At 69.5% G+C, this 22,323-nt stretch carries 18 protein-coding genes and 2 tRNA genes; 6 read left to right on the top strand and 14 right to left on the bottom strand.

Going from position 1 to position 22,323, the window contains the following annotated elements; all coding sequences use genetic code 11:
* Nucleotides 1-101: 101 nt before the first annotated feature.
* The 10 genes from QSV35_RS17005 to QSV35_RS16960 all read right to left on the bottom strand — a co-directional run bounded on the left by QSV35_RS17005 (nt 102) and on the right by QSV35_RS16960 (nt 9,670).
* A tRNA-Thr gene (locus QSV35_RS17005) sits at nt 102-174 on the bottom strand.
* A 75-nt stretch (nt 175-249) separates the two neighbouring features.
* Nucleotides 250-1,797, bottom strand: coding sequence for an alpha/beta hydrolase (locus QSV35_RS17000; protein WP_286290016.1), 1,548 nt, complete (start codon nt 1,795-1,797; stop codon nt 250-252).
* The gene (locus QSV35_RS16995) at nt 1,794-2,954 is read right to left on the bottom strand and encodes a DNA polymerase III subunit delta' (RefSeq protein WP_286290015.1); all 1,161 of its coding nucleotides are present in this window, start codon (nt 2,952-2,954) and stop codon (nt 1,794-1,796) included. The genes QSV35_RS17000 and QSV35_RS16995 overlap by 4 nt, the downstream gene beginning before the upstream one ends.
* 24 nt (nt 2,955-2,978) lie before the next feature.
* Entirely contained in the window at nt 2,979-3,608 is a 630-nt protein-coding gene (tmk, locus tag QSV35_RS16990; protein ID WP_286290014.1) for a dTMP kinase, read from the bottom strand.
* Nucleotides 3,605-6,325, bottom strand: coding sequence for a type I DNA topoisomerase (gene topA, locus QSV35_RS16985; RefSeq protein WP_286290013.1), 2,721 nt, complete (start codon nt 6,323-6,325; stop codon nt 3,605-3,607). The genes tmk and topA overlap by 4 nt, the downstream gene beginning before the upstream one ends.
* Nucleotides 6,326-6,407: 82 nt before the next feature.
* Nucleotides 6,408-6,743 (bottom strand): helicase, encoded by a 336-nt coding sequence (locus tag QSV35_RS16980; RefSeq protein WP_286290012.1) that lies wholly within the window; start codon nt 6,741-6,743, stop codon nt 6,408-6,410.
* Between the two features lie 3 nt (nt 6,744-6,746).
* Nucleotides 6,747-7,199 carry a TadE family type IV pilus minor pilin gene (locus QSV35_RS16975; RefSeq protein WP_286290011.1) on the bottom strand — a complete coding sequence of 151 codons (453 nt, stop codon included), beginning with the start codon at nt 7,197-7,199 and terminating at the stop codon, nt 6,747-6,749.
* Between the two features lie 7 nt (nt 7,200-7,206).
* Nucleotides 7,207-7,419, bottom strand: a complete 213-nt coding sequence (locus tag QSV35_RS16970; RefSeq protein WP_286290010.1) for a DUF4244 domain-containing protein — start codon at nt 7,417-7,419, stop codon at nt 7,207-7,209.
* A 155-nt stretch (nt 7,420-7,574) separates the two neighbouring features.
* Nucleotides 7,575-8,522: a pilus assembly protein TadB gene (locus QSV35_RS16965; protein ID WP_286290009.1), complete on the bottom strand. Its 948-nt coding sequence runs from the start codon at nt 8,520-8,522 to the stop codon at nt 7,575-7,577.
* Complete coding sequence (locus tag QSV35_RS16960; RefSeq protein ID WP_286290008.1) at nt 8,510-9,670, bottom strand: TadA family conjugal transfer-associated ATPase; 1,161 nt, start codon at nt 9,668-9,670, stop codon at nt 8,510-8,512. The genes QSV35_RS16965 and QSV35_RS16960 overlap by 13 nt, the downstream gene beginning before the upstream one ends.
* 430 nt (nt 9,671-10,100) lie before the next feature.
* Between QSV35_RS16960 and acs the strand changes: the two genes are divergently transcribed.
* Nucleotides 10,101-12,074 (top strand): acetate--CoA ligase, encoded by a 1,974-nt coding sequence (acs, locus tag QSV35_RS16955; RefSeq protein ID WP_286290007.1) that lies wholly within the window; start codon nt 10,101-10,103, stop codon nt 12,072-12,074.
* Between the two features lie 160 nt (nt 12,075-12,234).
* Here acs and QSV35_RS16950 read toward each other — a convergent pair whose 3' ends face one another.
* Nucleotides 12,235-12,705 (bottom strand): RidA family protein, encoded by a 471-nt coding sequence (locus tag QSV35_RS16950; RefSeq protein ID WP_286290006.1) that lies wholly within the window; start codon nt 12,703-12,705, stop codon nt 12,235-12,237.
* A gap of 2 nt (nt 12,706-12,707) precedes the next feature.
* A complete protein-coding gene (locus QSV35_RS16945) occupies nt 12,708-12,923 on the bottom strand; it encodes a Sp36 family protein (protein ID WP_286290005.1) in 216 nt (71 codons plus the stop codon).
* Nucleotides 12,924-13,020: 97 nt separating this feature from the next.
* Between QSV35_RS16945 and QSV35_RS16940 the strand changes: the two genes are divergently transcribed.
* The 5 genes from QSV35_RS16940 to QSV35_RS16920 all read left to right on the top strand — a co-directional run bounded on the left by QSV35_RS16940 (nt 13,021) and on the right by QSV35_RS16920 (nt 20,054).
* Nucleotides 13,021-15,729: a transglycosylase domain-containing protein gene (locus QSV35_RS16940; protein WP_286290004.1), complete on the top strand. Its 2,709-nt coding sequence runs from the start codon at nt 13,021-13,023 to the stop codon at nt 15,727-15,729.
* A complete protein-coding gene (locus QSV35_RS16935; RefSeq protein WP_286290003.1) occupies nt 15,729-16,658 on the top strand; it encodes a metallophosphoesterase in 930 nt (309 codons plus the stop codon). Before QSV35_RS16940 ends, QSV35_RS16935 begins: the two co-directional genes overlap by 1 nt.
* An 81-nt stretch (nt 16,659-16,739) precedes the next feature.
* A complete protein-coding gene (locus QSV35_RS16930; RefSeq protein WP_286290002.1) occupies nt 16,740-19,079 on the top strand; it encodes a transglycosylase domain-containing protein in 2,340 nt (779 codons plus the stop codon).
* 95 nt (nt 19,080-19,174) lie between these two features.
* A tRNA-Pro gene (locus QSV35_RS16925) sits at nt 19,175-19,248 on the top strand.
* Between the two features lie 56 nt (nt 19,249-19,304).
* Nucleotides 19,305-20,054 carry an HAD-IIB family hydrolase gene (locus QSV35_RS16920; protein WP_286290001.1) on the top strand — a complete coding sequence of 250 codons (750 nt, stop codon included), beginning with the start codon at nt 19,305-19,307 and terminating at the stop codon, nt 20,052-20,054.
* A 94-nt stretch (nt 20,055-20,148) separates the two neighbouring features.
* Here QSV35_RS16920 and QSV35_RS16915 read toward each other — a convergent pair whose 3' ends face one another.
* Nucleotides 20,149-21,444, bottom strand: coding sequence for an alpha-hydroxy acid oxidase (locus QSV35_RS16915; protein WP_286289999.1), 1,296 nt, complete (start codon nt 21,442-21,444; stop codon nt 20,149-20,151).
* An 11-nt stretch (nt 21,445-21,455) separates the two neighbouring features.
* A complete protein-coding gene (locus QSV35_RS16910) occupies nt 21,456-22,178 on the bottom strand; it encodes a FadR/GntR family transcriptional regulator (RefSeq protein ID WP_286289998.1) in 723 nt (240 codons plus the stop codon).
* Nucleotides 22,179-22,323: the final 145 nt, after the last annotated feature.

Here is a 22,323-nt window from a genome sequence, read left to right as displayed (position 1 = left end):
GCCAGCGTGCTCCCGGCCGCACCCGCGCGGATCCGTGAACTCACGGATCTTCGCCGTGAGGAACGACGAAGCCCCCTCCGGAGAGGGGGCTTCGTGGCCGGAGCCGCTTTGGGGAATCGAACCCCAGACCTATTCATTACGAGTGAATCGCTCTGCCGACTGAGCTAAAGCGGCGTGTGCTCCGCGCTGCGAGGCACGATCACCGATCTTACACGGCCGCAGCGCCGAGACGAAACCGAGCCGCGTCCGTCACCCGCAGCGCAGTCCGTTCTCGGGCGGGGTGCCTTTCAGGAGGTATTCGTCGATCGCGCTGTCCACGCACGTGTTGCCCTTGTTGTACCCCGTGTGGCCTTCGCCCACGCGCGTGACGAGCACGCCTGACGAGAGCTGCTTCGCGAGCGACACCGACCACGCGTACGGCGTCGCCGGGTCGTTCGTCGTGCCGACCACCACGATGGGCGCGGCTCCCTCAGCCGCGATCTTCTCGCGCACTCCGGAGGCGGGGTACGCCCAGGAGTCGCACGGGCTCGTGAAGACCCAGTACGGGGCGATGGTGGGCGCCTTCGCCTTCACGAGGGCGGAGGCGGCATCCTTCTCCGCCTGCGTGAAGTCGTCCGGATAGTCCATGCAGTTGTAGGCGTTGAACGCCTCCGTGGAGTTGTCGCTGTACGTGCCGTTCGCATTGCGGTTGTAGTAGAAGTCGACGAGCTGGAACGCCGTCGACGCGTCGCCGGACAGCGTGTCGGACAGTGCCTGCGTGAGATACGGCCAGCTGTCCTGCGAGTACAGCGCCGCCACGATGGCGGTCATGAGCGAGTCGGCGCCGAGGTAGCGGCCGTCGGAGTTCTTCAGGGGCTTCGCATCCACGCTCGCCAGCAGCGTGCCGAGGTCGGCCATCGCGTCGTCCGTGGTGCCGCGGAAGGGGCAGTTGTTCTGCTTCAGGCAGTCGGCCATGTACGCGCGCAGCGCCGATTCGAACCCGAGTGCCTGTGTCGTCGAGACGTCGAGCTCGGACACGGACGGGTCGATCGCACCGTCCAGGACGAAGCGGCCGACGCGCTTCGGGAACAGCTTCGCGTAGGTCGCCCCGAGGAATGTGCCGTACGAGTAGCCCAGGTAGTCGAGCTTCTTCTCGCCGAGCACAGCGCGCAGCACGTCCATGTCGCGGGCGGCGTTGTCCGTCGTGATGTACTGCAGCATGCCCGCGCTGTTCCTGTCGCACGCGTTCGCGAAGCCCTTGTTCGCGGCCGCCTGCTGCGCGTTCCACGCCGCGGACCCTCGCGTCCCGGTCGGGATGTCGAACAGGTAGGAGTCCATGGACTTGGCGTCGTAGCAGGCGACCGAGGTCGATCCGCCGACTCCGCGCGGGTCGAAGCCGATGACGTCGTACGCCTTCTCGATCGTGGGGTCGACGACCGCGCTCAGCGAGTCGCGCACGAACGAGACTCCGCTCGCTCCCGGCCCGCCCGGGTTCGTCAGCAGCGAGCCGATGCGCGTCGCGGACGGCGCACTGTGCCGGATGACGGAGATCTTCACGTCGCCCTTCGTCGGGTGGCTCCAGTCGAGAGGCACCTTCACGGTGGCGCAGTCCATGCCCTTGCCGCATCCCTTCCACTCGACCTTCTGCCCGTAGAACGGCAGCAGGTCGGCCGCGACGCCCTCGGTGTCGGGCGAAGCCGTGACGCCGGTGGTGGGACCTTGGTCGGTCGGGATCATCGCCGAGATGCACCCGGAGAGGGCGATGGATGCGGCGGCGAGGCCCGCGACGACGGCGAGCAGACGGGTTCGTGTTCTCACAGGGTCCTCCCGCTCGCGACGGTCACGAGCAGACTCTCGAGGGCAAGGGCGGGGGCGACGTTCTGCTCGAGGTTGCGGCGCGTGAGCGCGATCTTGTCGAGCACGGTCAGGGTGCGCTGCGGGCTCCAGTCGCGCGCGATGGTCTCGAGCTCGGGGGCGAGCTCGGCGTTCACGAGGTCGGCGCGCCCGTACTGCAGCACGACGATGTCGCGGAACATCGACTGCAGATCGGTGAGCACCCGGTCGATGCCGTCGCGCAGGCTCCGCGTCGCACGGCGCTTCTGCTCCTCTTCCAGCGCGTTCAGCTGGCCGCGCACCGCGGGCGGCACGGCGGCTCCCTCGGCGACGCCGACCATGCGCAGGAGCTCCGCGCGCTCGGCCTCGTTGCGTTCGAGGGTCAGCGCGTCGGCGTCGTCCTTCGCGGCCTTCGCGATCTCGCCGGCGACGTCGACGGCGTCGCCGACGCCACGCACGCGCAGGACGCCGCGCAGCGTGAGGTCGCGCCGGTCGCGGGCCGCGGCGTCCGTCGCCAGGCGCTGGGCCATGCCGATGTGCCGCTGTGCGTGGCGCGCGGACTGCTCGGCGATCACCGGGTCGGCGCCCGTGCGCTGCACGATGAGCGCGGCGACGTCGGCGACCTCGGGCTCACGCAGCCGCAGCGTGCGCACCCGCGAGCGGATCGTCGGCAGGAGGTCGGCGTCGCTCGGCGCGCACAGGACCCACACCGTGCGCTCCGGCGGCTCTTCGAGCGCCTTCAGCAGCACGTTGGAGGTGCGCTCGGCCATGCGATCGGCGTCCTCCATCACGATGACGCGGTACCGGCCGAGCGACGGCGCGAAGTACGACCGTTCGACGAGGGCGCGCGCGTCTTTGATCGAGATGATGACGCCCTCAGTGCGCAGTGCCGTGAGATCGGGGTGGACGCCGGTGAGCACCTGGTGCATCACGTGCTCGGCCGCCTCGTCGCCCGGCTCGGCGATGAGCGCCGCGGCGAACGCGTGCGCGAGCGTGGACCGGCCCGAGCCGGGCGGACCGGTGATCAGCCAGGCGTGCGTGAGGTTCGCGGGATCGGATGCGGCGGCCTGCAGCTGCGCGACCGCTTCCTCCTGCCCCCAGACATCGCCCCACGGCAACGTGGCGGGGGCGGTGACGTCCATGATGTCCACCCTAAACGGGGCCTCCTACACGCCCGATGTGAGCAAGGTCTCGATTCGGTCGCGGACGGCGGCCGCGAGGTCCTCGGGGGCACGGGACGCGTCGAGCACGAGGAAGCGCTCCGGCTCCGCGGCGGCGAGCGCGAGGAACGCCTCGCGCACACGCTCGTGGAACTCGGCCTTCTCCGCTTCGAGCCGGTCGAACGGCTTGTCGTCCGCGTCGAGCCGCAGGCGCGCGGCGTCGTGATCGAGGTCGAGGAGGACGGTGAGGTCGGGAAGCAGCCCCTCCGTCGCCCACAGCGACAGATCGCGCACCTCGGTCGCGTCGAGCACGCGTCCGGCGCCCTGGTAGGCGACGGACGAGTCGAGGTAGCGGTCCTGGATGACGACCTCCCCGCGGGCGAGCGCGGGCCGGACGACGGATGCGATGTGGTGGGCGCGGTCGGCGGCGTACAGCAGCGCCTCGGCCCGGGGCGCGACCTCGCCCCGGTGGTGCAGGACGATGTCGCGGATGAGGTTGCCGACCTCGGTCCCGCCGGGCTCCCGGGTGCGGACCACGGTGCGGCCGGCATCCACCAGCCATTCCTCGAGCAGGCGAGCCTGCGTCGACTTGCCGACCCCGTCGCCGCCCTCGAATGTGACGAAGAGGCCCGTCACTTCTTCGCGCTCTTGGCGGTCGTGGTCTTCCGCGTCGTCGTGCCGCGCGTCGTGCGCTTGGGCGCCGGGCCCTTCGCGCGCTTGTCCGCGAGCAGCTGCACAGCGCGCTCGAACGTGATCTCCATCGCGTCCTCGCCGCGCGGCACGGTCGCGTTCGTCGTGCCGTCCGTGACGTACGGGCCGAACCGGCCGTCCTTCAGCTTGATCGGCTTGCCGCTCTCCGGGTCGTTCTCGAACTCCTTGAGCGCGCTCGATGCCCGGCGTGCGCCGTACTTCGGCTCGGCGAGCTTGGCCAGCGCCTCCTCGAGCGTGACGGTGAAGATCTGGTCCTCGTTGTCGAGCGAGCGGGAGTCGGTGCCCTTCTTGATGTAGGCGCCGTAACGACCGTTCTGCACGGTGATCGGCTCGCCCGACTCCGGGTCGGCGCCGAGCGTGCGCGGCAGGTCGAGGAGCTTCAGCGCCGTCTCGAGGTCGACGGTGTCGACCGACATCGACTTGAAGAGAGAGGCGGTGCGCGGCTTCGGGGCCGCGGGCGCCTTCTTCGCGCCGCGCTTCTTCGGCGCCTCCTCGATCTCTCCGGTCGCGAGGTCGGCGGCATCCGGGTCGACCGGGTCCTCCTCCTGCACATACGGACCGAAGCGGCCGTCCTTGACGACGATGATCTTGCCGTTCTCCGGGTTCTCGCCGAGCACGCGGTCCCCCGCGACGGGGGCGTCGATGAGCTCCTGCGCGCGGGCCGCCGTCAGCTCGTCCGGAGCCAGATCGTCGGGCACGTTGACGCGGCGGGGCGCCGCCTCGGGGTTCGCCGGGTCCGCGACCTCGAGATAGGGGCCGTACTTGCCGAACCGCAGTGTCGCGATGTCGCTGATGCGTGTGGAGTTCAGTTCGCGCGCGTCGATCTCGCCGAGGTTGTCGACGACGTTGCGCAGGCCCACCTGCCCCTCGGAGCCGAAGTAGAAGTCCTTCAGCCACGCGACGCGCTGCTGCTCCCCACGGGCGATGGCGTCGAGGTCGTCCTCGAGGGCGGCGGTGAAGTCGTAGTCGACGAGGTCGGCGAAGTGCTGCTCGAGGAGGCGCACGACGCTGAAGGCCAGCCAGCTCGGGACGAGCGCCTGCCCCTTCTTCGTCACATAGCCGCGCTCGAGGATGACGTCGATGATGCTCGCGAAGGTCGACGGACGGCCGATGCCCTTCTCCTCCAGCGCCTTCACGAGGCTCGCCTCCGTGTAGCGGGGCTTCGGAGTGGTCGCGTGGCCCTTGGCCTCGACATCCCGCATCTTGATCTCATCGCCGACCGCGAGCGCCGGGAGCGACTGGTCGTCCGACTTGTCGGCGTCGCTGCGCTTCTCGTCCTTGCCCTCCTCGTACGCCTCGAGGAAGCCCTTGAAGGTGTACACGGTGCCGGATGCGGTGAACTCGGCGAGCTCGCCGGCGGCATCCACCGCGATCGTCACGGTCGTGGTCTCGTACTTCGCGTCGGACATCTGGCTGGCGACGGTGCGCTTCCAGATGAGGTCGTACAGCCGCTGTTCGTCGCGGTCCATCTGGCTCGCGAGCTGCGCCGGAGTGCGGAACTCCTCGCCCGAGGGGCGGATCGCCTCGTGCGCCTCCTGCGCGTTCTTGCTGTTGCTGCGGTACACCCGAGGGTTCAGCGGCACGGCCGCCGAACCGTAGAGCGCGACCGCCTGCGCACGCGCCGCCTGAACCGCCTGGGTGCTCAGCGCCGTCGAGTCGGTGCGCATATAGGTGATGAAGCCCTTCTCGTAGAGACGCTGGGCGACGCTCATCGCGTGCTTCGCGCTCATCGAGAGCTTGCGGCCGGCCTCCTGCTGCATGGTCGAGGTCGTGAACGGGGCGCGCGGGCTGCGGGTGCCCGGCTTCGCCTCGACGCTCGTGACCGATGCGGCGACCGCGGCCTCGACGGCGGCGGCGAGGGCCCGGGCGCGTTCCTCGTCGAGGACGAGCACGGCCTTCTTGAGGACGCCCGTGTCGTCGAAGTCCGTGCCGCGGGCGAGCGGCGCTCCGCCGAGGCGGGCGAGTCGCGCCGTGAAGGAGCTCTCCCCCTCCGGCCCCTGAGCCTGTCGAAGGGCCCGCGCCTCGAGGTCCCAGTAGCCGGCGGAGACGAACGCCATGCGCTCGCGCTCCCGGTCGACGACAAGGCGCGTCGCGGCGGACTGCACTCGTCCGGCCGAGGTGCCCTGCTGGACCTTCATCCACAGCACGGGCGAGACGTCCCACCCGTACAGGCGGTCGAGGATGCGGCGCGTCTCCTGCGCGTCGACGAGGGCGAGGTCGAGCTCGCGGGTGTGCTCCACGGCGTCGCGGATCGCATCCTTGGTGATCTCGTGGAAGACCATGCGCTTGACCGGGACCTTGGGCTTGAGCACCTCGAGGAGATGCCACGCGATGGCCTCGCCCTCGCGGTCCTCATCTGTCGCGAGGAGGACTTCGTCGGCGTCCTTGAGCGCGCGCTTCAGCTCGGCGACCGTCTTCGTCTTGCGGGCGTTGACGACGTAATAGGGGTCGAACCCGTTGTCGATGTCGATCGAGTACTTGCCGTACGCGGCCTTCTTGTCGGCCGGGATGTCCTTCTTGTCGGCCAGGTCGCGGATGTGGCCGACCGAGCTCAGCACCTCGTACCCGTCGCCCAGATAGCCCTGGATGGACTTCATCTTCGTGGGCGACTCGACGATGACGAGCTTCTTGCCTTGTGCCACGGGGTTCCCCTCTTCTGTCGAAGCACACCATACACACGAGTTCCTGAGAGCGGCACGCCCGTTCGCTCAGCGGGAACCGTCATCATCGCGCGCCGGGCGGGCCCGCGCGGGCCGAGGCCGTCGCGGCGAGGGCCCCGAACGGCACGCGGACCGACACGGTCGCGACGAGTCCGTCGACGACGCACGCGGTCAGCTGCGCCCCGGATGCCGCTGCCACGGCGCGGGCGTGATCGCACGGTGCGGCCCCGTCCGCCGATGGGACGGCGCCGGACGCGATGTCGGCCGCGGCGAGCGCGGCGGCATCGGCGGATGCGGCCGCTCGCTGACCACACGCGGCCGCCGCCCCCGCAGCGCCGAGCCCGAAGGCGAGCATCGCCGACGCCCCGAGGACTCCCGCGGCGAGCACCGTCCCGGCCACGACTCACCCGCCCTCGCCGGTCATCGCGGTCGCGCCGGCAGTCGTGTCCGCTCGGGAATCGATCGCCTCGTCGGCCCCGACCCCGGCCCCTGCCCTGGCCCCGGCCCTGGCCCCGACGTCGACGCCTTCCTCGACGTCGTCGAGAGCGCAGGCTCGGGCGCGGAGCGTGAACGGGACGAACGGCACCCCGGCGGGCGCCGTCGCGCTCACGCACACGACCTGATCGGAGCGCGAGACGGATGCCACTCCCCCGGCGTCGGCGACGAGCGCGGCGGCACGGTCGCCTTCGCCCCGGCCTGCGAGGCGGGCGGCATCGGCCACCGCATCCTGCAGGCGCACCTGGTGACCGCACGCGGACAGCGTCGCGGCTCCGATGGCGAGGACGATGATCGCCGCGGGCAGGGCGATCGCGAACTCGGCGGTGGCCGAGCCGCGGTCGCCCCGCCACGCGCTCATGCGATGCTCATGCAACGGTCAGCGCGCGGCGCACGAGATCGGTCAGGATGCCGCGCACCTCGTCGCTGCGCATGATCGCGACGAGGAGCCCGGCGAAGGCGACCGCCGCCATTGTGGCGACGGCATACTCCGCGGTCGCGGCTCCCGTGTCGTCGCCGAACAGTCGGGCCGCGCGTCGCCGGGTCAAGCGGACGGGGGCGGCGGGGTCGGTCTTGGTCATCAGCTTCATTCCTCTCTTCTGGGCACGGGTAGGGGTCTGGGCACGGGTAGGGGCCTGGGCACGGGTAGGGGTCTGGGCACGGGTGGGGGTCGGACACGAGCGGGGGTTGCGCTGTGCGCGGTGGCAGGGATCGGGCGATCGATCGTGAGCGCGACTCAGGGGCTCGACCCGATCGCCGGCACGTCGATACTGAGGCTCGGCACCGTCGAGCCGAGGACGCTCAGCAGCATGGGCGCGACCCCCAGCAGCAGGAAGGCGGGAAGCGTGCAGACTCCGAGCGGGATCAGCAGGCGCGACGCGAGCCGGGCGGCCCGCATCCGTCCTTCGGTGCGCGCGCTCAGCCGGGCGAGCGTGGCGGACGCCCGCAGGAGCTCGACCGCCGGCACGCCCGCCTCGCGGGAGAGCACGAGGATCTCGCCCTCGGGGTGGGCCGTACCCGCCGCCTTGTCGTCGGCTGCGGGTCTCGCACCACGTGCGTCCGCGACATCTGCATCCATCAGCGCGGCCTCGACGATCGTCGCGGCCCGCTCCACAGAGACGCCGCCGCGCAGGGCGATGGCGGTGAGCTCGGCGCGAAGTCCCGGGACGCCCGCCGGCATGGCCGCACCGCGCACGAGCTTCGCGGACCATCTCCTCGCTGCGACCATGCACAGGATTCCGGCGATCGCGCAGACCCACCCGCCGGGGCTCCCGATGAGAACCGCGACCGTGTCGAACCCGAGGAGCGCCCCGAGGCCGACCGCGACGAGCGGAAGCCAGGCCATGAGCCTCGCGGTGCCGGCCGGCTCCGCGAGCGTCACGCGCACCTGATCCGCGGTCTCCTGCGCGTCGCGCAGTGCCGAGGCGATCGCGCGAAGGCTGTCGGCGAGCGGCGCGCCGACCGCGGACGACACGTCCCACGCGGCCGCGACCGCGCGCCATGCGCCGCCTCTCGCCGCGATCGACGCCGGTGTCGGCGGCGCCGGCTGCGCGTCGCCGATCACGAAGGCCCACGCGCGGGCGGCCGGCACGCCCGCCTGCAGCAGCACCGCAAGCCGCAGGACCGCGTCGGCGGTCTCGGCATCGGAGGCGGGCGCCCGCCGACGATGGATCAATCGGGGCACGCCATCTCCTCGATCCCGAGCCGGTCTCCGTCGAGAACGGGCCGGCCCATGCCGACGAGCCGGCGTCGCCCGGCCGCATCCCGTCCCACATGCAGCACCTGGCCGATCCCGCTCACGACCTGACGGGCGAGCGCGCGATCGTCGAGGCCCGCGAGCGCGCCGAGCGCCTCCAGACGCGCCGGGACGTCGCGGATGCCGTTCGCGTGCACGGTGCCTGCTCCGCCGTCGTGTCCCGTGTTCAGCGCCGACAGCAGCTCGCGCACCTCTTCTCCGCGGCACTCGCCGACGACGAGGCGATCCGGCCGCATCCGGAGGGCCTCTCGGACGAGCCGGGCGAGTCCGATGCCGCCGACGCCCTCGAGGTTCGGCTGCCGGGCTTCGAGGCGCACGTGGTGGTCGTGATCGACGCGCAGCTCTGCGACGTCCTCGACCGTGACGATCCGATCGGCGGGCGCTGCGGCCGAGAGGAGGGCTCCGAGCAACGTCGTCTTTCCGGCCCCGGCGGCCCCCGTGACGAGCAGGTTCTCTCGCTCGTCGACGAGCCGACCCAGCAGCTGACGGGTGCGCGGACCGAACATGCCGCGACGTTCGAGTTCGTCGAGACTCGGCTGCGCGAGCCGCGGCACTCGCAGAGAGATGAGCGTGCCGTTCGCGGACACGGGAGGCAGCACGGCATGGACCCGCACCCCGCCATCGAGCCTGACGTCGACGCACGGCGAGCTGTCGTCGACATGACGGCCGCCGAGGGAGATGAGTGCGACGGCGAGCGCGCGCACCTCTTCTTCCGATGTGCGCCACCGCGCCTCCCGTTCGGCTCCGCGCCCCCGGTCCACGAACAGTCCGTCGGAACCGTTGACGAACACATCCGTGACCTCCGGATCGTCGAGGTACGCGGCAAGAGGGGCGAGTGAAGGGTGCCGCAGCTCAAGCCCGGGTTGCTCAGGGGCGCCCGACTCGGATTCGGGCGAGTCCGTCGCAGAGGCCGCATCCACCGTGACAGCACGCCGCGGCGTCGGAAGGAAGCCGAGCGCCGCAGGGAACAGATCGTCCGGGACCCGCCCAGGCGACGCGGGAGAAGGACCCAGCCAAGGGACGTCGACGGAAGGTCGGGACGCGGTGCGGGGTGCGACGACGAAGGGCGCAGACATGGCAACGACCGTACGGATGCGCCAGCGGACGCGGGCGGGCGCTGCCGGCATCCGTGGATGACGCGAGCACCGCGCGGACTGGGGAGGAACCCGTGGCGACGGCCCTCATGGGAGCGCGCCCAAAAATGGTGGGCGGCATCCCATGGGGGGAATGGGATGCCGCCACGCGCAGCACCCGATTCGGGGGGTTTGTCGGGGGCTGCAATGCCAGAATCGATGTTCGGCCGAGACCTGAGCTTACGCAACATCGCGCAACCTTCCAAACAATTTCTCAGGATCGGTGGTGATATATCGGCTATCGATCCGATGAGACGGCCACCCACTATCGGAGGTAGTCCCCCGACTGCCCTCGGGTTAGAGTGACCCCGTCGCCGCGCACGCCCTCGTCCGCGGCATCCCCCTGAGGTTCCGCCCGCGAAGGAGCGCGCTCATGAGCAGTCAGATCGACCATCTCCTGGACGAGGATCGGCGGTTCGCGCCTGACCCCGCGTTCACCGCCCAGGCCGTCGCCACCGCGGAGCTCTACGAGCGCGCGAAGGCCGACCGCCTCGGGTTCTGGGGTGACGAGGCGCGTGAACTGCTCACGTGGTCGAAGCCGTTCACCGAGGTCCTCGACTGGTCGAACCCGCCGTTCGCGAAGTGGTTCGCCGACGGCGAGCTCAACGTCGCCTACAACTGCCTCGACCGGCACGTCGAGGCGGGCAACGGCGACCGCGTGGCGCTCCTGTGGGAGGGCGAGCCGGGAGACTCCCGTCGCATCACCTATGCCGAGCTGACGGATGAGGTCAAGCGCGTCGCCAACGTCCTCGCGGGCCTCGGCGTCGGCGAGGGCGACCGCGTCGCGATCTATCTGCCGATGATCCCCGAGGCCGTCGCTGCGATGCTCGCCGTCGCGCGCGTCGGCGCCATCCACTCCGTCGTCTTCGGCGGGTTCTCCGCCGACAGCCTCCGCTCGCGCATCGACGACGCCGGCGCGAAGCTCGTCATCACCGCAGACGGCGGCTATCGCAAGGGCAAGGTGTCCGCGCTGAAGCCGGCCGTCGACCAGGCGCTCGCCGACCGCAACGGCTCCGGCGTTCAGGAGACGGTGGAGCATGTCCTCGTCGTCAAGCGCGGCGGCAACGACGTCGAGTGGACCGAGGGCCGCGACCTGTGGTGGCACGACGTGGTACCGGAGGCTCCCGCCGACCACGTCGCCCAGGGCTTCCCGGCGGAGAACCCGCTGTTCATCCTCTACACGTCCGGCACGACCGGGAAGCCCAAGGGCATCCTGCACACGTCCGGCGGCTACGCGACGCAGACGGCGTTCACGCACAAGAACGTGTTCGACCTGCATCCCGAATCGGACGTCTACTGGTGCACGGCCGACATCGGCTGGATCACGGGCCACTCCTACGTCGTGTACGGCCCACTCGCGAACGGCGCCACGCAGGTGCTGTACGAGGGCACCCCGGACGCGCCGCACCCGGGCCGCTGGTGGGAGATCGTCGAGAAATACGGCGTCACCGTCCTCTATACCGCGCCGACCGCCATCCGCTCGTTCATGAAGATCGGCCGCGCGGTGCCGCACAGGTTCGACCTGTCGAGCCTGCGGGTGCTCGGTTCGGTGGGCGAGCCGATCAACCCCGAGGCCTGGGTCTGGTACCGCAGCGTCATCGGCGCCGACCGCACCCCGGTCGTCGACACGTGGTGGCAGACCGAGACCGGCGCCATCATGGTCTCCGCCCTCCCCGGCATCACCGAGACGAAGCCGGGCTCGGCGCAGGTCGCGCTTCCGGGCATCTCCGTGGACGTCGTGGATGAGGAGGGCGCGCACGTCGGCAACGGCAACGGCGGTCTGCTCGTCATCACGGAGCCGTGGCCGAGCATGCTGCGCGGCATCTGGGGCGACCCGGAGCGCTTCGTCGAGACGTACTGGGAGAAGTTCGCCGACAAGGGCGGCTTCTACTTCGCCGGCGACGGGGCACGCCTCGACGAGGATGGCGACGTGTGGCTGCTGGGTCGCGTGGACGACGTCATGAACGTGTCCGGACACCGCCTGTCGACGGCGGAGATCGAGTCCGCCCTCGTCGCGCATGAGGCCACCGCGGAGGCGGCCGTCGTCGGCGCGTCCGACGAGACCACGGGTCAGGCGGTCGTCGCCTTCGTCATCATCAAGGAGAGCTACCTCGCCGAGCACGCGCCGGAGGGCCTCGCGAACGACCTGCGCCTGTGGGTCGGCGAGCAGATCGGCCCGATCGCCCGGCCCCGCGACGTCTACATCGTGGGCGAGCTGCCGAAGACGCGCTCGGGCAAGATCATGCGGCGCCTTCTCCGCGACGTCGCCGAGGGTCGGGAGGTCGGCGACACGACGACCCTCGCCGACACGGCCGTCATGTCGGTCATCTCCGCCCAGGTGAAGTAAGTCTCAGGTCGTTGAGCGACGGAGCGCCAGCGACCGAGACGAAACGCGGTGACCTCATGCGATCGGCTCACCGCGTTTCGTCTCGGTCGTTCCTCCCTCGCTCAACGACCCGCATATGAAGAATGCCCCGCAGATCTGCGGGGCATTCGTCATGTGAGGCTCAGACGGCGACGGTGAAGATCACCTCGACCTCGACCGGCGAGTCGAGCGGAAGCACCGGCACGCCGACGGCCGACCGGGCGTGCCGCCCGTCGTCGCCGAACACGTCGCCGAGCAGCTCGCTCGCGCCGTTGATGACGCTCGGCTGTCCGGTGAAGTCGGGGATGGATGCCACGAACCCGGTCACCTTGAGGACACCGGTGAGGTTGTCCACGCCGCCGACGGCAGCGGCGGCCGCCGCGATCGCGTTGAGCGCGGAAAGACGGGCGTACTCACGGGCATCGGTCGGCGGCACCTGGTTGTGCCCGTCGCCGACCTTGCCGGTCGCGGGGAGGACTCCGGCGACCATGGGGAGCTGGCCTGCGGTGTAGACGAGGTCGCCGTGCACCTTCGCGGGGACGTATGCACCGGCCGGCACGGCGACCGTCGGCAGGTCGATGCCGAGAGCGGCGAGGTTCTCCGAAACGGTCATGTTCAGTTCCCTTCGAACTGCGTGGCCGCCTGGGCCGCCGCATCCAGTCCGGCGTTCGCGGCGCCGCCGCCCACCGGGCGCTTGAAATACGCGACGAGTCCGCCCTCGGGGCCTGTCACGACCTGCACGAGCTCCCAGCCCTGCTTGCCCCAGTTGTTGAGGATCGCAGCCGTGTTGTGGATGAGGAGAGGAGTCGTGAGGTATTCCCACGTCGTCATGAGGGGCTCCTTGGGTTCGGTCCCCGAGCACGTCGAGGGGCGGGAATCGGGGCCGCACGTCAGTGATCGCACAGGTAGCTCCCCTACGATCGAGCCTATGCCTGATTGGAAACGCCCGGGTACAGGAGTGCTCGGAGGCCTGCTGGGCCTCGTCGGACTGAGCGCGGTCGCCGGCCTTCTCGTCACGACCGCGGTGACCCCCGCGATCGCCGTGACGGGGGCTGCGACCTCCAACGCCATCACGATGTTCGACAACCTGCCGACGACGCTCGACATCCAGCCGCTGATGCAGCCGACGACGCTGTACGCGAAGGATGCCAACACCGGCCAGTACACCGAGCTCGCAAAGTTCTACGACCAGAACCGGTCGGTCGTGACGTACGACCAGATCGCCCCGGTCATGTACGACGCACTGCTTTCCAGTGAAGACCCGCGCTACTACCAGCACGGCGGCATCGACATGCTCGGCACCGCGCGCGCGATCCTGTCGAACATCAAGGGCGGCGCGGACACGCAGGGCGGCTCGTCGATCAGCCAGCAGTACGTGAAGAACGTCCTCGTCCAGCAGTGCTACGCCACGGTGGACTCCAAGGAATTCAAGGGCGACGACAAGAAGGGCGTCTCGGCGGCCGACCAGAAGGCAGCAGCCCTCAACAAGTGCTACACGGATGCCACGAGCTCGACCGGCGCTTCGGGCATCGCGCGCAAGCTGCAGGAGATGCGCTACGCGATCGCCTTGGAGCAGAAGTACTCGAAGAAGGACATCCTTCTCGGCTACCTCAACATCGCGAACTTCGGCGGCACGACGTACGGCGTGGACGCCGCAGCACAGCGCTACTTCGGCGTCTCGGCGAAGGATCTGAACCTCTCGCAGGCCGCGACCCTCGCCGGCATGGTGAAGAACCCCAACACGTATCGACTCGACCGACCGGGCGGCACCTACACGGTGAAGGGCGTCGCGCACAACTCGGAGAAGGACGGCTACGCCGACACCAAGCTGCGCGAGGACTATGTCCTCGGGCGCATGAAGCACGACGGCAAGATCACCACGGCCCAGTACGACGAGGCGAGGAAAGCGCCGATCGTGCCGCACATCACCACCCCGAACGTCGGCTGCGATGCGGCTGGCAACGCCGCGTACTTCTGCGAGTACGTCGTCTCCGTCATCCGGACCGACAAGGCATTCGGCGCGGACGACAACGCGCGGAAGAACGCGCTCAGCCAGGGCGGCCTGAAGATCTACACGACGCTCGACTGGCGCCTCCAGAACGCGGCGAAGGCCTCGCTGACGAAGTACACGCCCGCGGCATCGGGCAATGACACGTGGAAGTTCGGCGCCGCGATCACCAACATCGAGAACTCGACGGGGCGCGTGCTCTCCATGGCGCAGAACACGAACTTCTCGAACGATCCGAACGGCACGGCGGACCAGACCGCGATCAACTACTCGGCCGACAACGCCTACGGCGGTTCATCGGGCTTCGCCCCCGGTTCGACCTTCAAGCTCTTCACGCTCCTCGACTGGCTCCAGAAGGGGCACTCGCTGCTCGACAGCGTGAACGGCTCCAACCGGTCGATCCCCATGGTCCCGAACTCGTGCCCGGGCCAGGGCGGCAAGTGGCTGCTCGGGAGCGACAAGATGCCCGGAAACTACAACCGCGAGGTGGGCTACGTCGGCACTCCGCTGAAGTTCACCTCCGACTCGCTCAACACCGGCTTCTACGCGATGGCCGAGAAGCTCGATCTGTGCGACATCGCGAACGAGGCCGTGACCCTCGGCGTCACGAACGCGAACGGCTCCCCCATCACGGCGAGTCCTTCGGGCAGGCCGATGGTGCTGAACTCCGTCATCGGCAACACGCAGGCCGTGTCGCCGCTGACGCTCGGCAACGCGTATGCCGCCGTCGCCAACGGCGGCACGCTGTGCAAGCCGCTGGTCATCGACAAGGTCACCGACTCGCAGGGCAAGGATCGCCCTGCTCCGGCGGCCGACTGCAAGCCGGTGCTCGATCCCGGAGTCGCCGCGACCGCGGCATACGCGCTGCAGGGCGTCATGCAGCACGGCACCGGTGTCGGCGGAAACCCGAACGACGGCACGCAGGTGATGGGCAAGACGGGTACCAACGAGGCGAACCAGAGCTGGCTGATCCAGTCGAGCACGGCGGTGACGACGTCCTTCTGGTCGGGTGTCGTCCAGGGCGAGACCCTTCCGGGCAGCTCGCAGCCGAACCCAGCGGCGAATGTCATGAAGCTGCGTTCCCCGGGGGGTGGCAGCGTATGGAACGCCCGTGGCGCCATCTCCAAGCCGGTGCAGCGCCTCGCCGACCAGCTGTATCCGGGCGCCAAGTTCCCGGCTCCCGCGGCGAACCTGATGAAGCCGACGCAGGTCGCCCTGCCGAACGTTGTGGGCATGACCCAGGATCAGGCCACGCAGACACTGCAGAATGCGGGCTTCACGGTCCAGGTCGGCGCGCCCGTGCCGTCCAACCTGCCCACGAACCAGGTCGCGGCGCAGAGTCCGGGCCCGGGCCAGACGGCGTCGGGCACGACCGTGACGATCTCGATGAGCACCGGCACCGCGGCGTCGACGATCCCGGCCGACCTCATCGGGAAGAAGTTGCAGGATGCCGTCAGCGAGCTGAAACAGGCGGGCTTCAACAACGTCAACCCGCAGTGCCAGACCTTCCCGGGTGGCAAGAACACCGTGATGGCCTCTGATCCGCCACCGGGGTCGAGCGCCGACCCGAACACCACCGTGACGCTCACGTACGTCTCCGACAAGTGCGGCGGCGGAGGCAACGGCTAGTGCCCACCCCCGCAGGTCGCACCGCCCTCACCGCTCTCGCAGCGGTGGGGGCGGTCGGCGTCGGCGCCGCGGTCTGGGGCATCGGCATCGAGCGTTATCTCTTCACGGTGCGCCGGCATGAGCTGCGCATCCTTCCCCCCGGCGCCGATCCGGTACGCGTGCTGCACATCTCCGACGCGCACATGGCGCCGTGGCAGCACCGCAAGCAGGCGTGGATCGCCTCCCTCGCGGCCCTCCGCCCCGACTTCGTCGTCAACACCGGCGACAACATGGGCCACGCGGCGGGACTCGAAGGCCTCCGCCGGGCATACGCGCCGCTGCGCGGCATCCCCGGCGTCTTCGTCCACGGGTCGAACGACCACGCCGCCCCGTCCCCGCGCAACCCCTTCAAGTACTTCTCCGGCCCGTCGAAGATCAAGCACCAGCCTGAGCCGCTCGATACGGGCGCCCTCGACTCGTTCCTGACCGACGACCTCGGCTGGCGCGACCTCAACAACACGGCGACGACGATGGATGCCGCGGGCCTGCGGATCGCAGCCTTCGGTGTGAGCGACGCCCACCGGGACTGGGACCGGCTCGAGGTGCTGCCGGGCGCGCTCGCCTCCCTCGATCGCTCCGAGGTCACGCTCACGCTCGGCGTCACGCACGCGCCGTACCAGCGCGTGCTGAACGACTTCATCGATCTCGGGGCCGACGCGATCTTCGCCGGCCACACGCACGGCGGGCAGGTCCGCATCCCCGGTTCGCCGAAGGCGCTCGTCGCGAACTGCGACATCCCGCTCGACCAGGCCCGCGGGCTCTCGACATGGGCGCACGGCGGACGCACCGTGCCGCTCAACGTGAGCGCCGGCATCGGCCACTCGATCTACGCGCCGGTGCGCTTCGGCTGCCGGCCCGAGGCGTCGCTCCTCACGCTCCTCCCCCGCTGATCCCGAGGCCTCCGCACCTTCTCACGCAACCGTGACCGGGTCATCCACCCGATCCGCAGAGTGCGGGCCTAGCGTCGAACTGTGTCCGGCAACATTCCGACGACGCGCAAGCGCCACTTCGGCGGAATCCTCGGGGGGATCATCGGCCTCGTCGCGCTGAGCGCTGTCGCCGGTCTCCTCCTCGCGATGACGCTCACGCCGGCCATCGCAACCGTGAGCACCGCGACCAGTACGGCGGTCAACGCGTTCGACAACCTGCCGAGCAACCTTCAGATCTCCCAGCTGCAGCTGCCCACCACGATCTACACGAAGAACCCGGACAACGGGCAATGGCAGGAGATGACGCGCTTCTACGACCAGAACCGCGTCCCCGTCGCGTGGGACCAGATCTCCCCCGTGATGTACGACGCGATCCTCGCCAGTGAGGATCCGCGCTACTTCCAGGAGGGCGGCGTCGACCTCATCGGCACGGCGCGCGCGCTGGTGTCGAACCTCAAGGGCCAGAGCAACACGCAGGGCGGCTCATCGATCAGCCAGCAGTACGTGAAGAACATCCTCGTGCAGGACTGCTACACGAAGGTGAACAACGAGAATCTGGACCAGAAGAAGAAGGATGCCGCACTCCAGGCGTGCTACACGGATGCGACCAACTCGAGCGGTGCGTCGGGCTACACCCGCAAGCTGCAGGAGATGCGGTACGCGATCGCACTGAGCCAGAAGTACTCGAAGAACGAGGTGCTCCTCGGCTACCTCAACATCGCGAACTTCGGCGGAACGACCTACGGCATCGAGGCCGCGGCGGAGCACTACTTCGGCGTGCATGCCAGCCAGCTGAATCTTGAACAGGCGGCGACCCTCGCCGGCATGGTGCAGAATCCGAACACGTTCCGGATCGACCAGCCGACCAACAAGACCAACGGCGATGCCAACCACTACGCCCAGACCAAGCAGCGCGAGGATTACGTGCTGGGACGGATGAAGACCCTCGGCAGGATCACCGATGCCCAGTACGCGCAGGCGCAGAAGGACCCGATCACGCCGCACGTGACGCCCGTCGTGACCGGATGTGCGAGCACCGCCGCGCCGTACTACTGCGCGTATGTGAAGTCGATCATCACGTCGGATCCGGCCTTCGGCGCCACGCAAGAGGATCGCGATCAAGCGCTTCGTCAGGGCGGCCTCAACATCTACACGACGCTCGACTGGCGGATGCAGAACGCGGCGCAGGCGACCGTGTCCCAGTACGCCCCGCAGTCGGAGCCGGGGTTCGGCTACGGCTCGGTGGCCGTCAACATCCAGCCGTCGACCGGCAACATCCTGTCCATCGCGCAGAACACGACCTATTCGGACACCAACACGGCCCCCGGGTACAGCTCGATCGTCTACGCCGGCGACCACGTGCAGGGTTCGACGGGCTTCCCCGCGGGTTCGTCATTCAAGCTCTTCACGCTGCTCGACTGGCTCGAGAAAGGGCACACGCTGAACGAGACGGTCGACGGGACCGTCCGCATCCACCATCGCCTCACAAACTCGTGCCAGGGCGATTGGATCAACTTCGCGAACACTCTCGTCGGGAACTACAGCCACGAGGCCGGCAGGATCGGCACCCCGCTCGAGTTCACCACGATCTCGCTGAACTCCGGCTACTTCGGAATGGCGGAGAAGCTCGACATGTGCGACGTCATGCACGATGCCTCGAAACTCGGCGTGACTCAGGCCAATGGCAAGGACATCGACATGCATAAGTCGCTCCTCGACGTCATCGGCATCAACCCGGTCTCGCCGATCGCGATGGCAGGCGCGTACGCGGCACTCGCCAACAACGGCGTCTTCTGCCAGCCGCGGGTCATCGAACGGGTCACCGACCCGCACGGCAAGGACCTGCCCATCCCGAAGAAGACGTGCACCCAAGTCGTCGACCCGGGGGTCGCCGCAACCGCCATCTACGCGTTCCAGTCGGTCATGCAGCACGGCACGGGCGTGAGCGGCAACCCGTTCGACGGCACGCCGGTGTTCGGCAAGACCGGCACGAACGAGGGCACGCAGATGTGGCTCATCCAGACGAGCACGGCGATGACCTCGCTCGTCTGGTCAGGGGTGACCTTCGGGAGCGAGAAGCTCGACCTGTACAACATCTACTATCGCGGCACGGCCCTCGCCAACATCCGCTTCCCGATGTCGAAGCAGCTCCAGACCCTGGCCGACCAGCTCTTCCCCGGCGGCCCTCTGCCGCCTCCGGTGCCTGCGCTTCTGAACGGGGCGCCACCGCCGCCCGCAGCCACGCCCGCGCCGAACCCCGGGGGCGGCAATGGAGGCGCGAATGGCGGCGGCGGCAACGGAGGTGGCGGCGGAGGTGGCAACCAGGGTGGCGGGGGAACCATCCCGAATCCGAATCCGAGCCCGACGCACAAGCACCACTGATCCGCTCCGGACGGGTCACGCGGCAGAACCACTGCATCCCTCGCGTTCGATTTCTGCTCACGCCCGAATGTCGGTTAGACTCGGAGGGTTGTCAGCGGGGTGTGGCGCAGCTTGGTAGCGCGCTTCGTTCGGGACGAAGAGGCCGCAGGTTCAAATCCTGTCACCCCGACATCAGAAGGGCTCCACCGCGAGGTGGGGCCCTTCGTTCAGACCGGAAGGATCTCCATGCCTCGTCTCGTCGCCTTCGATCTGGACGACACCCTCGCGCCCAGCAAGGCCGCGATCGACCCGCGCATGGGCGACCTGCTCGTCGCCCTCGCCGAGCGCGTCGACGTCGCGATCATCTCGGGCGGACAGCTTCAGCAGTTCCGCACGCAGGTGGTCGACCGGCTGCCGGAGGCCGCCGCATCCACCCTCTCCCGCATCCACCTGCTGCCGACGTGCGGCACCCAGTACTACCGGATCGGCGCCGACGGCGTCTCGACCGTCTACGCGCACGCCCTGACGGATACGGAGAAGACCGCGGCCTTGACGGCCGTCGAAGAGGAGGCGCGTCGCCTCGGCCTGTGGGAGTCGGAGACGTGGGGCCCCATCCTCGAGGACCGCGGCTCGCAGATCACGTTCTCGGCGCTCGGGCAGCAGGCGCCCATCGACGCGAAGACCGCGTGGGACCCGACCGGTGCGAAGAAGAGCGCACTGCGCGAGGCCGTCGCCGCGCGGGTCCCCGAGCTCGAGGTGCGCTCGGGCGGATCGACGTCGGTCGACATCACCCACCGCGGCATCGACAAGGCGTACGGGATGCAGCAGCTCGCCGAGGCGACTGGCATCCCGCTCGAGGAGATGCTGTTCGTCGGCGACCGGCTCGACCCGGACGGCAACGACTACCCCGTGCTCGCGCTCGGCGTGCCGTGCCAGGCCGTCGAGGGCTGGGAGGACACCGCGATGTTCCTCGAGGGCCTGATCCCCACTCTGTAGATCTTTCGGTCGCCGAGCCTGTCGAGGCGTCGCGGCGCGGTCGGGAGCAGGTACGACCCCTCGACAGGCTCGGGGACCGGGCAGGGCGGCTGCGTCAGCGCGGGGCGCGCGCCCGCGACGGGCGCGGTGCGGGTGTCTGCCCGAGCGGCACCAGCTGGGTGAGCTGGGTGACGTGGCGCGGTTCGAGCTCGGCGAGCGACGAGACGCCGAGCAGGCGCATGGTGCGGACGATCTCGCTGCGCAGGATCGCGATCGTGCGGTCGACCCCCTCGCGCCCGCCCGCCATCAGCCCGTACAGGTACGCCCGGCCGATGAGCGTGAATTTCGCGCCGAGGGCGACGGATGCCACGATGTCGGCGCCGTTCATGATGCCGGTGTCGACCATGACCGTCGCGTCCTTGCCGACCTCGCGGACGACTTGCGGCAGCAGGTGGAACGGGATGGGCGCCCGGTCGAGCTGGCGTCCGCCGTGGTTCGAGAGCACGATGCCGTCGACGCCGAGGTCAACGAGGCGCTTCGAGTCGGCGATGTTCTGCACGCCCTTGACGACGATCTTCCCGGGCCAGATCTCGCGGATGATCGCAAGGTCGTCGTAGCTGATCGTCGGGTCCATCGCCGCATCCAGCAGCTCCCCGACGGTGCCGCCCGTGGTCTTGAGGGACGCGAACTCGAGTTTCGGAGTCGTCAGGAAGTCGATCCACCACCACGGCCGCGGGATCGCGTTCACAATCGTGCCGAGGGTCAGCTGCGGCGGGATCGAGAACCCGTTGCGCTTGTCCCGCAGGCGCGCGCCGGCGATCGGCGTGTCCACGGTGAACATGAGGGTGTCGAACCCGGCGGCGGCGGCGCGGCGAGCCAGCCCGTACGAGATCTCCCGGTCGCGCATCACATAGAGCTGGAACCAGTTCCTCCCGGGAATCGGCCCCTGAGGCTCTCGAAGGGTCGTCGCTTTGACGCCCTCGATCGAGGTCGTCCCGAGCGTGGAGAGCGTGAACGGGATGCCGGCGGCCGCCGCCGCTCCGGCGCCCGCGACCTCGCCCTCGGTCTGCATGAGCCGCGTGAACCCGGTCGGCGCGATCCCGAACGGCAAAGCCGACGGGCCGCCGAGGATCTCCACCGACGTATCGACGTCGACCGCCGGACGCAGGATGTCGGGGTGGAACTCGATGTCGCGGAAAGCCTGCCGCGCCCGCGCGAGCGACAGCTCGCCCTCCGCCGCGCCATCGGTGTAGTCGAACGCGGCCTTGGGGGTGCGGCGCTTCGCGATGCGCCGCAGATCGTCGATCGTCAGCGCGGACTCGAGCCTGCGGCGCTTGAGGTTCAGGTCGGGCTTCTTGAACTGCATCAGCTCGAGGAGCTCGGCGGGATTCGGCAGCTGGCGGGTGACCATGGGGATGCCTTTCAGATGGGATTCGTGGTGCGCGCCACGGCCGTCGCGAGGCCTGTCTGCGCGTAGTAGCCGGTGATGTGGGCTTCGACGAGGCGACGGGCGGATGCCGCATCCCCTCGCTCGACGGCGGCGACGATCTCGCGATGCTCGCCGCGCAGGCGTTCCGCCGTCACATCCCACTCCGGGACGCGCTCGGCCCCCTCGCGGACGTAGGACTCGATCGCGGTGCGGAGCCCCGCCATCATCGCCGCGACGACGACATTGCCGGATGCTTCGGCGAGCCCCACATGCAGCTGCGCGTCGAGGGCGAGGAACTCGGCGGGAGTGAGGGATGCGGCATCCATCGCGTCCAGTACCTCGTGGACCGCGGTGAGATCGGGCTCGTCGTCGGCGAGGGCGCCGACGACGGCCGTCTCGAGGATGACACGCGTGCTCACGACGTCCTGCAGCGGGAAGCCCTGCGCCGCGACCTGGAGGCGCAGCAGCGCCGACATCCCACCTGAGGGCGTGGCGACGACGATCGCACCCGACGCGGGCCCCGACCCGGTCGCGGTGCGGATGAGCCCCATGACCTCGAGGACCCGCAGCGCTTCGCGCACGCTCGAGCGGCCGACCCCGAGGGAGGCGGCGAGCTCACGCTCGGGAGCCAGATGATCGCCCGGGCGGAGGCGTCCGTCGAGCAGATCGGACTCGATGTGCTCGAGCACGAGCTGCCAGGCCCGCGGTGCCGTCATCGCTCCTCCTTGCGTGGTCTGACCACAGGATAGCATGTGGTCAGACCACATGCGCGACGGGTCGTTGAGCGACGGAGCGAGTCCATACGCGACCTACCGTGTCTCGGAAGGTCATCGCGTTTCGTCTCGCTCGTTCCTCGCTCGC

It is taken from the genome of Microbacterium candidum (genome assembly GCF_030315975.1).
GTDB classification, from domain to species: Bacteria; Actinomycetota; Actinomycetes; order Actinomycetales; family Microbacteriaceae; genus Microbacterium; species Microbacterium candidum.
The sequence above is the reverse complement of the archived record's forward strand: the minus strand, read 5'-3'. Positions and strand labels throughout refer to the sequence as shown.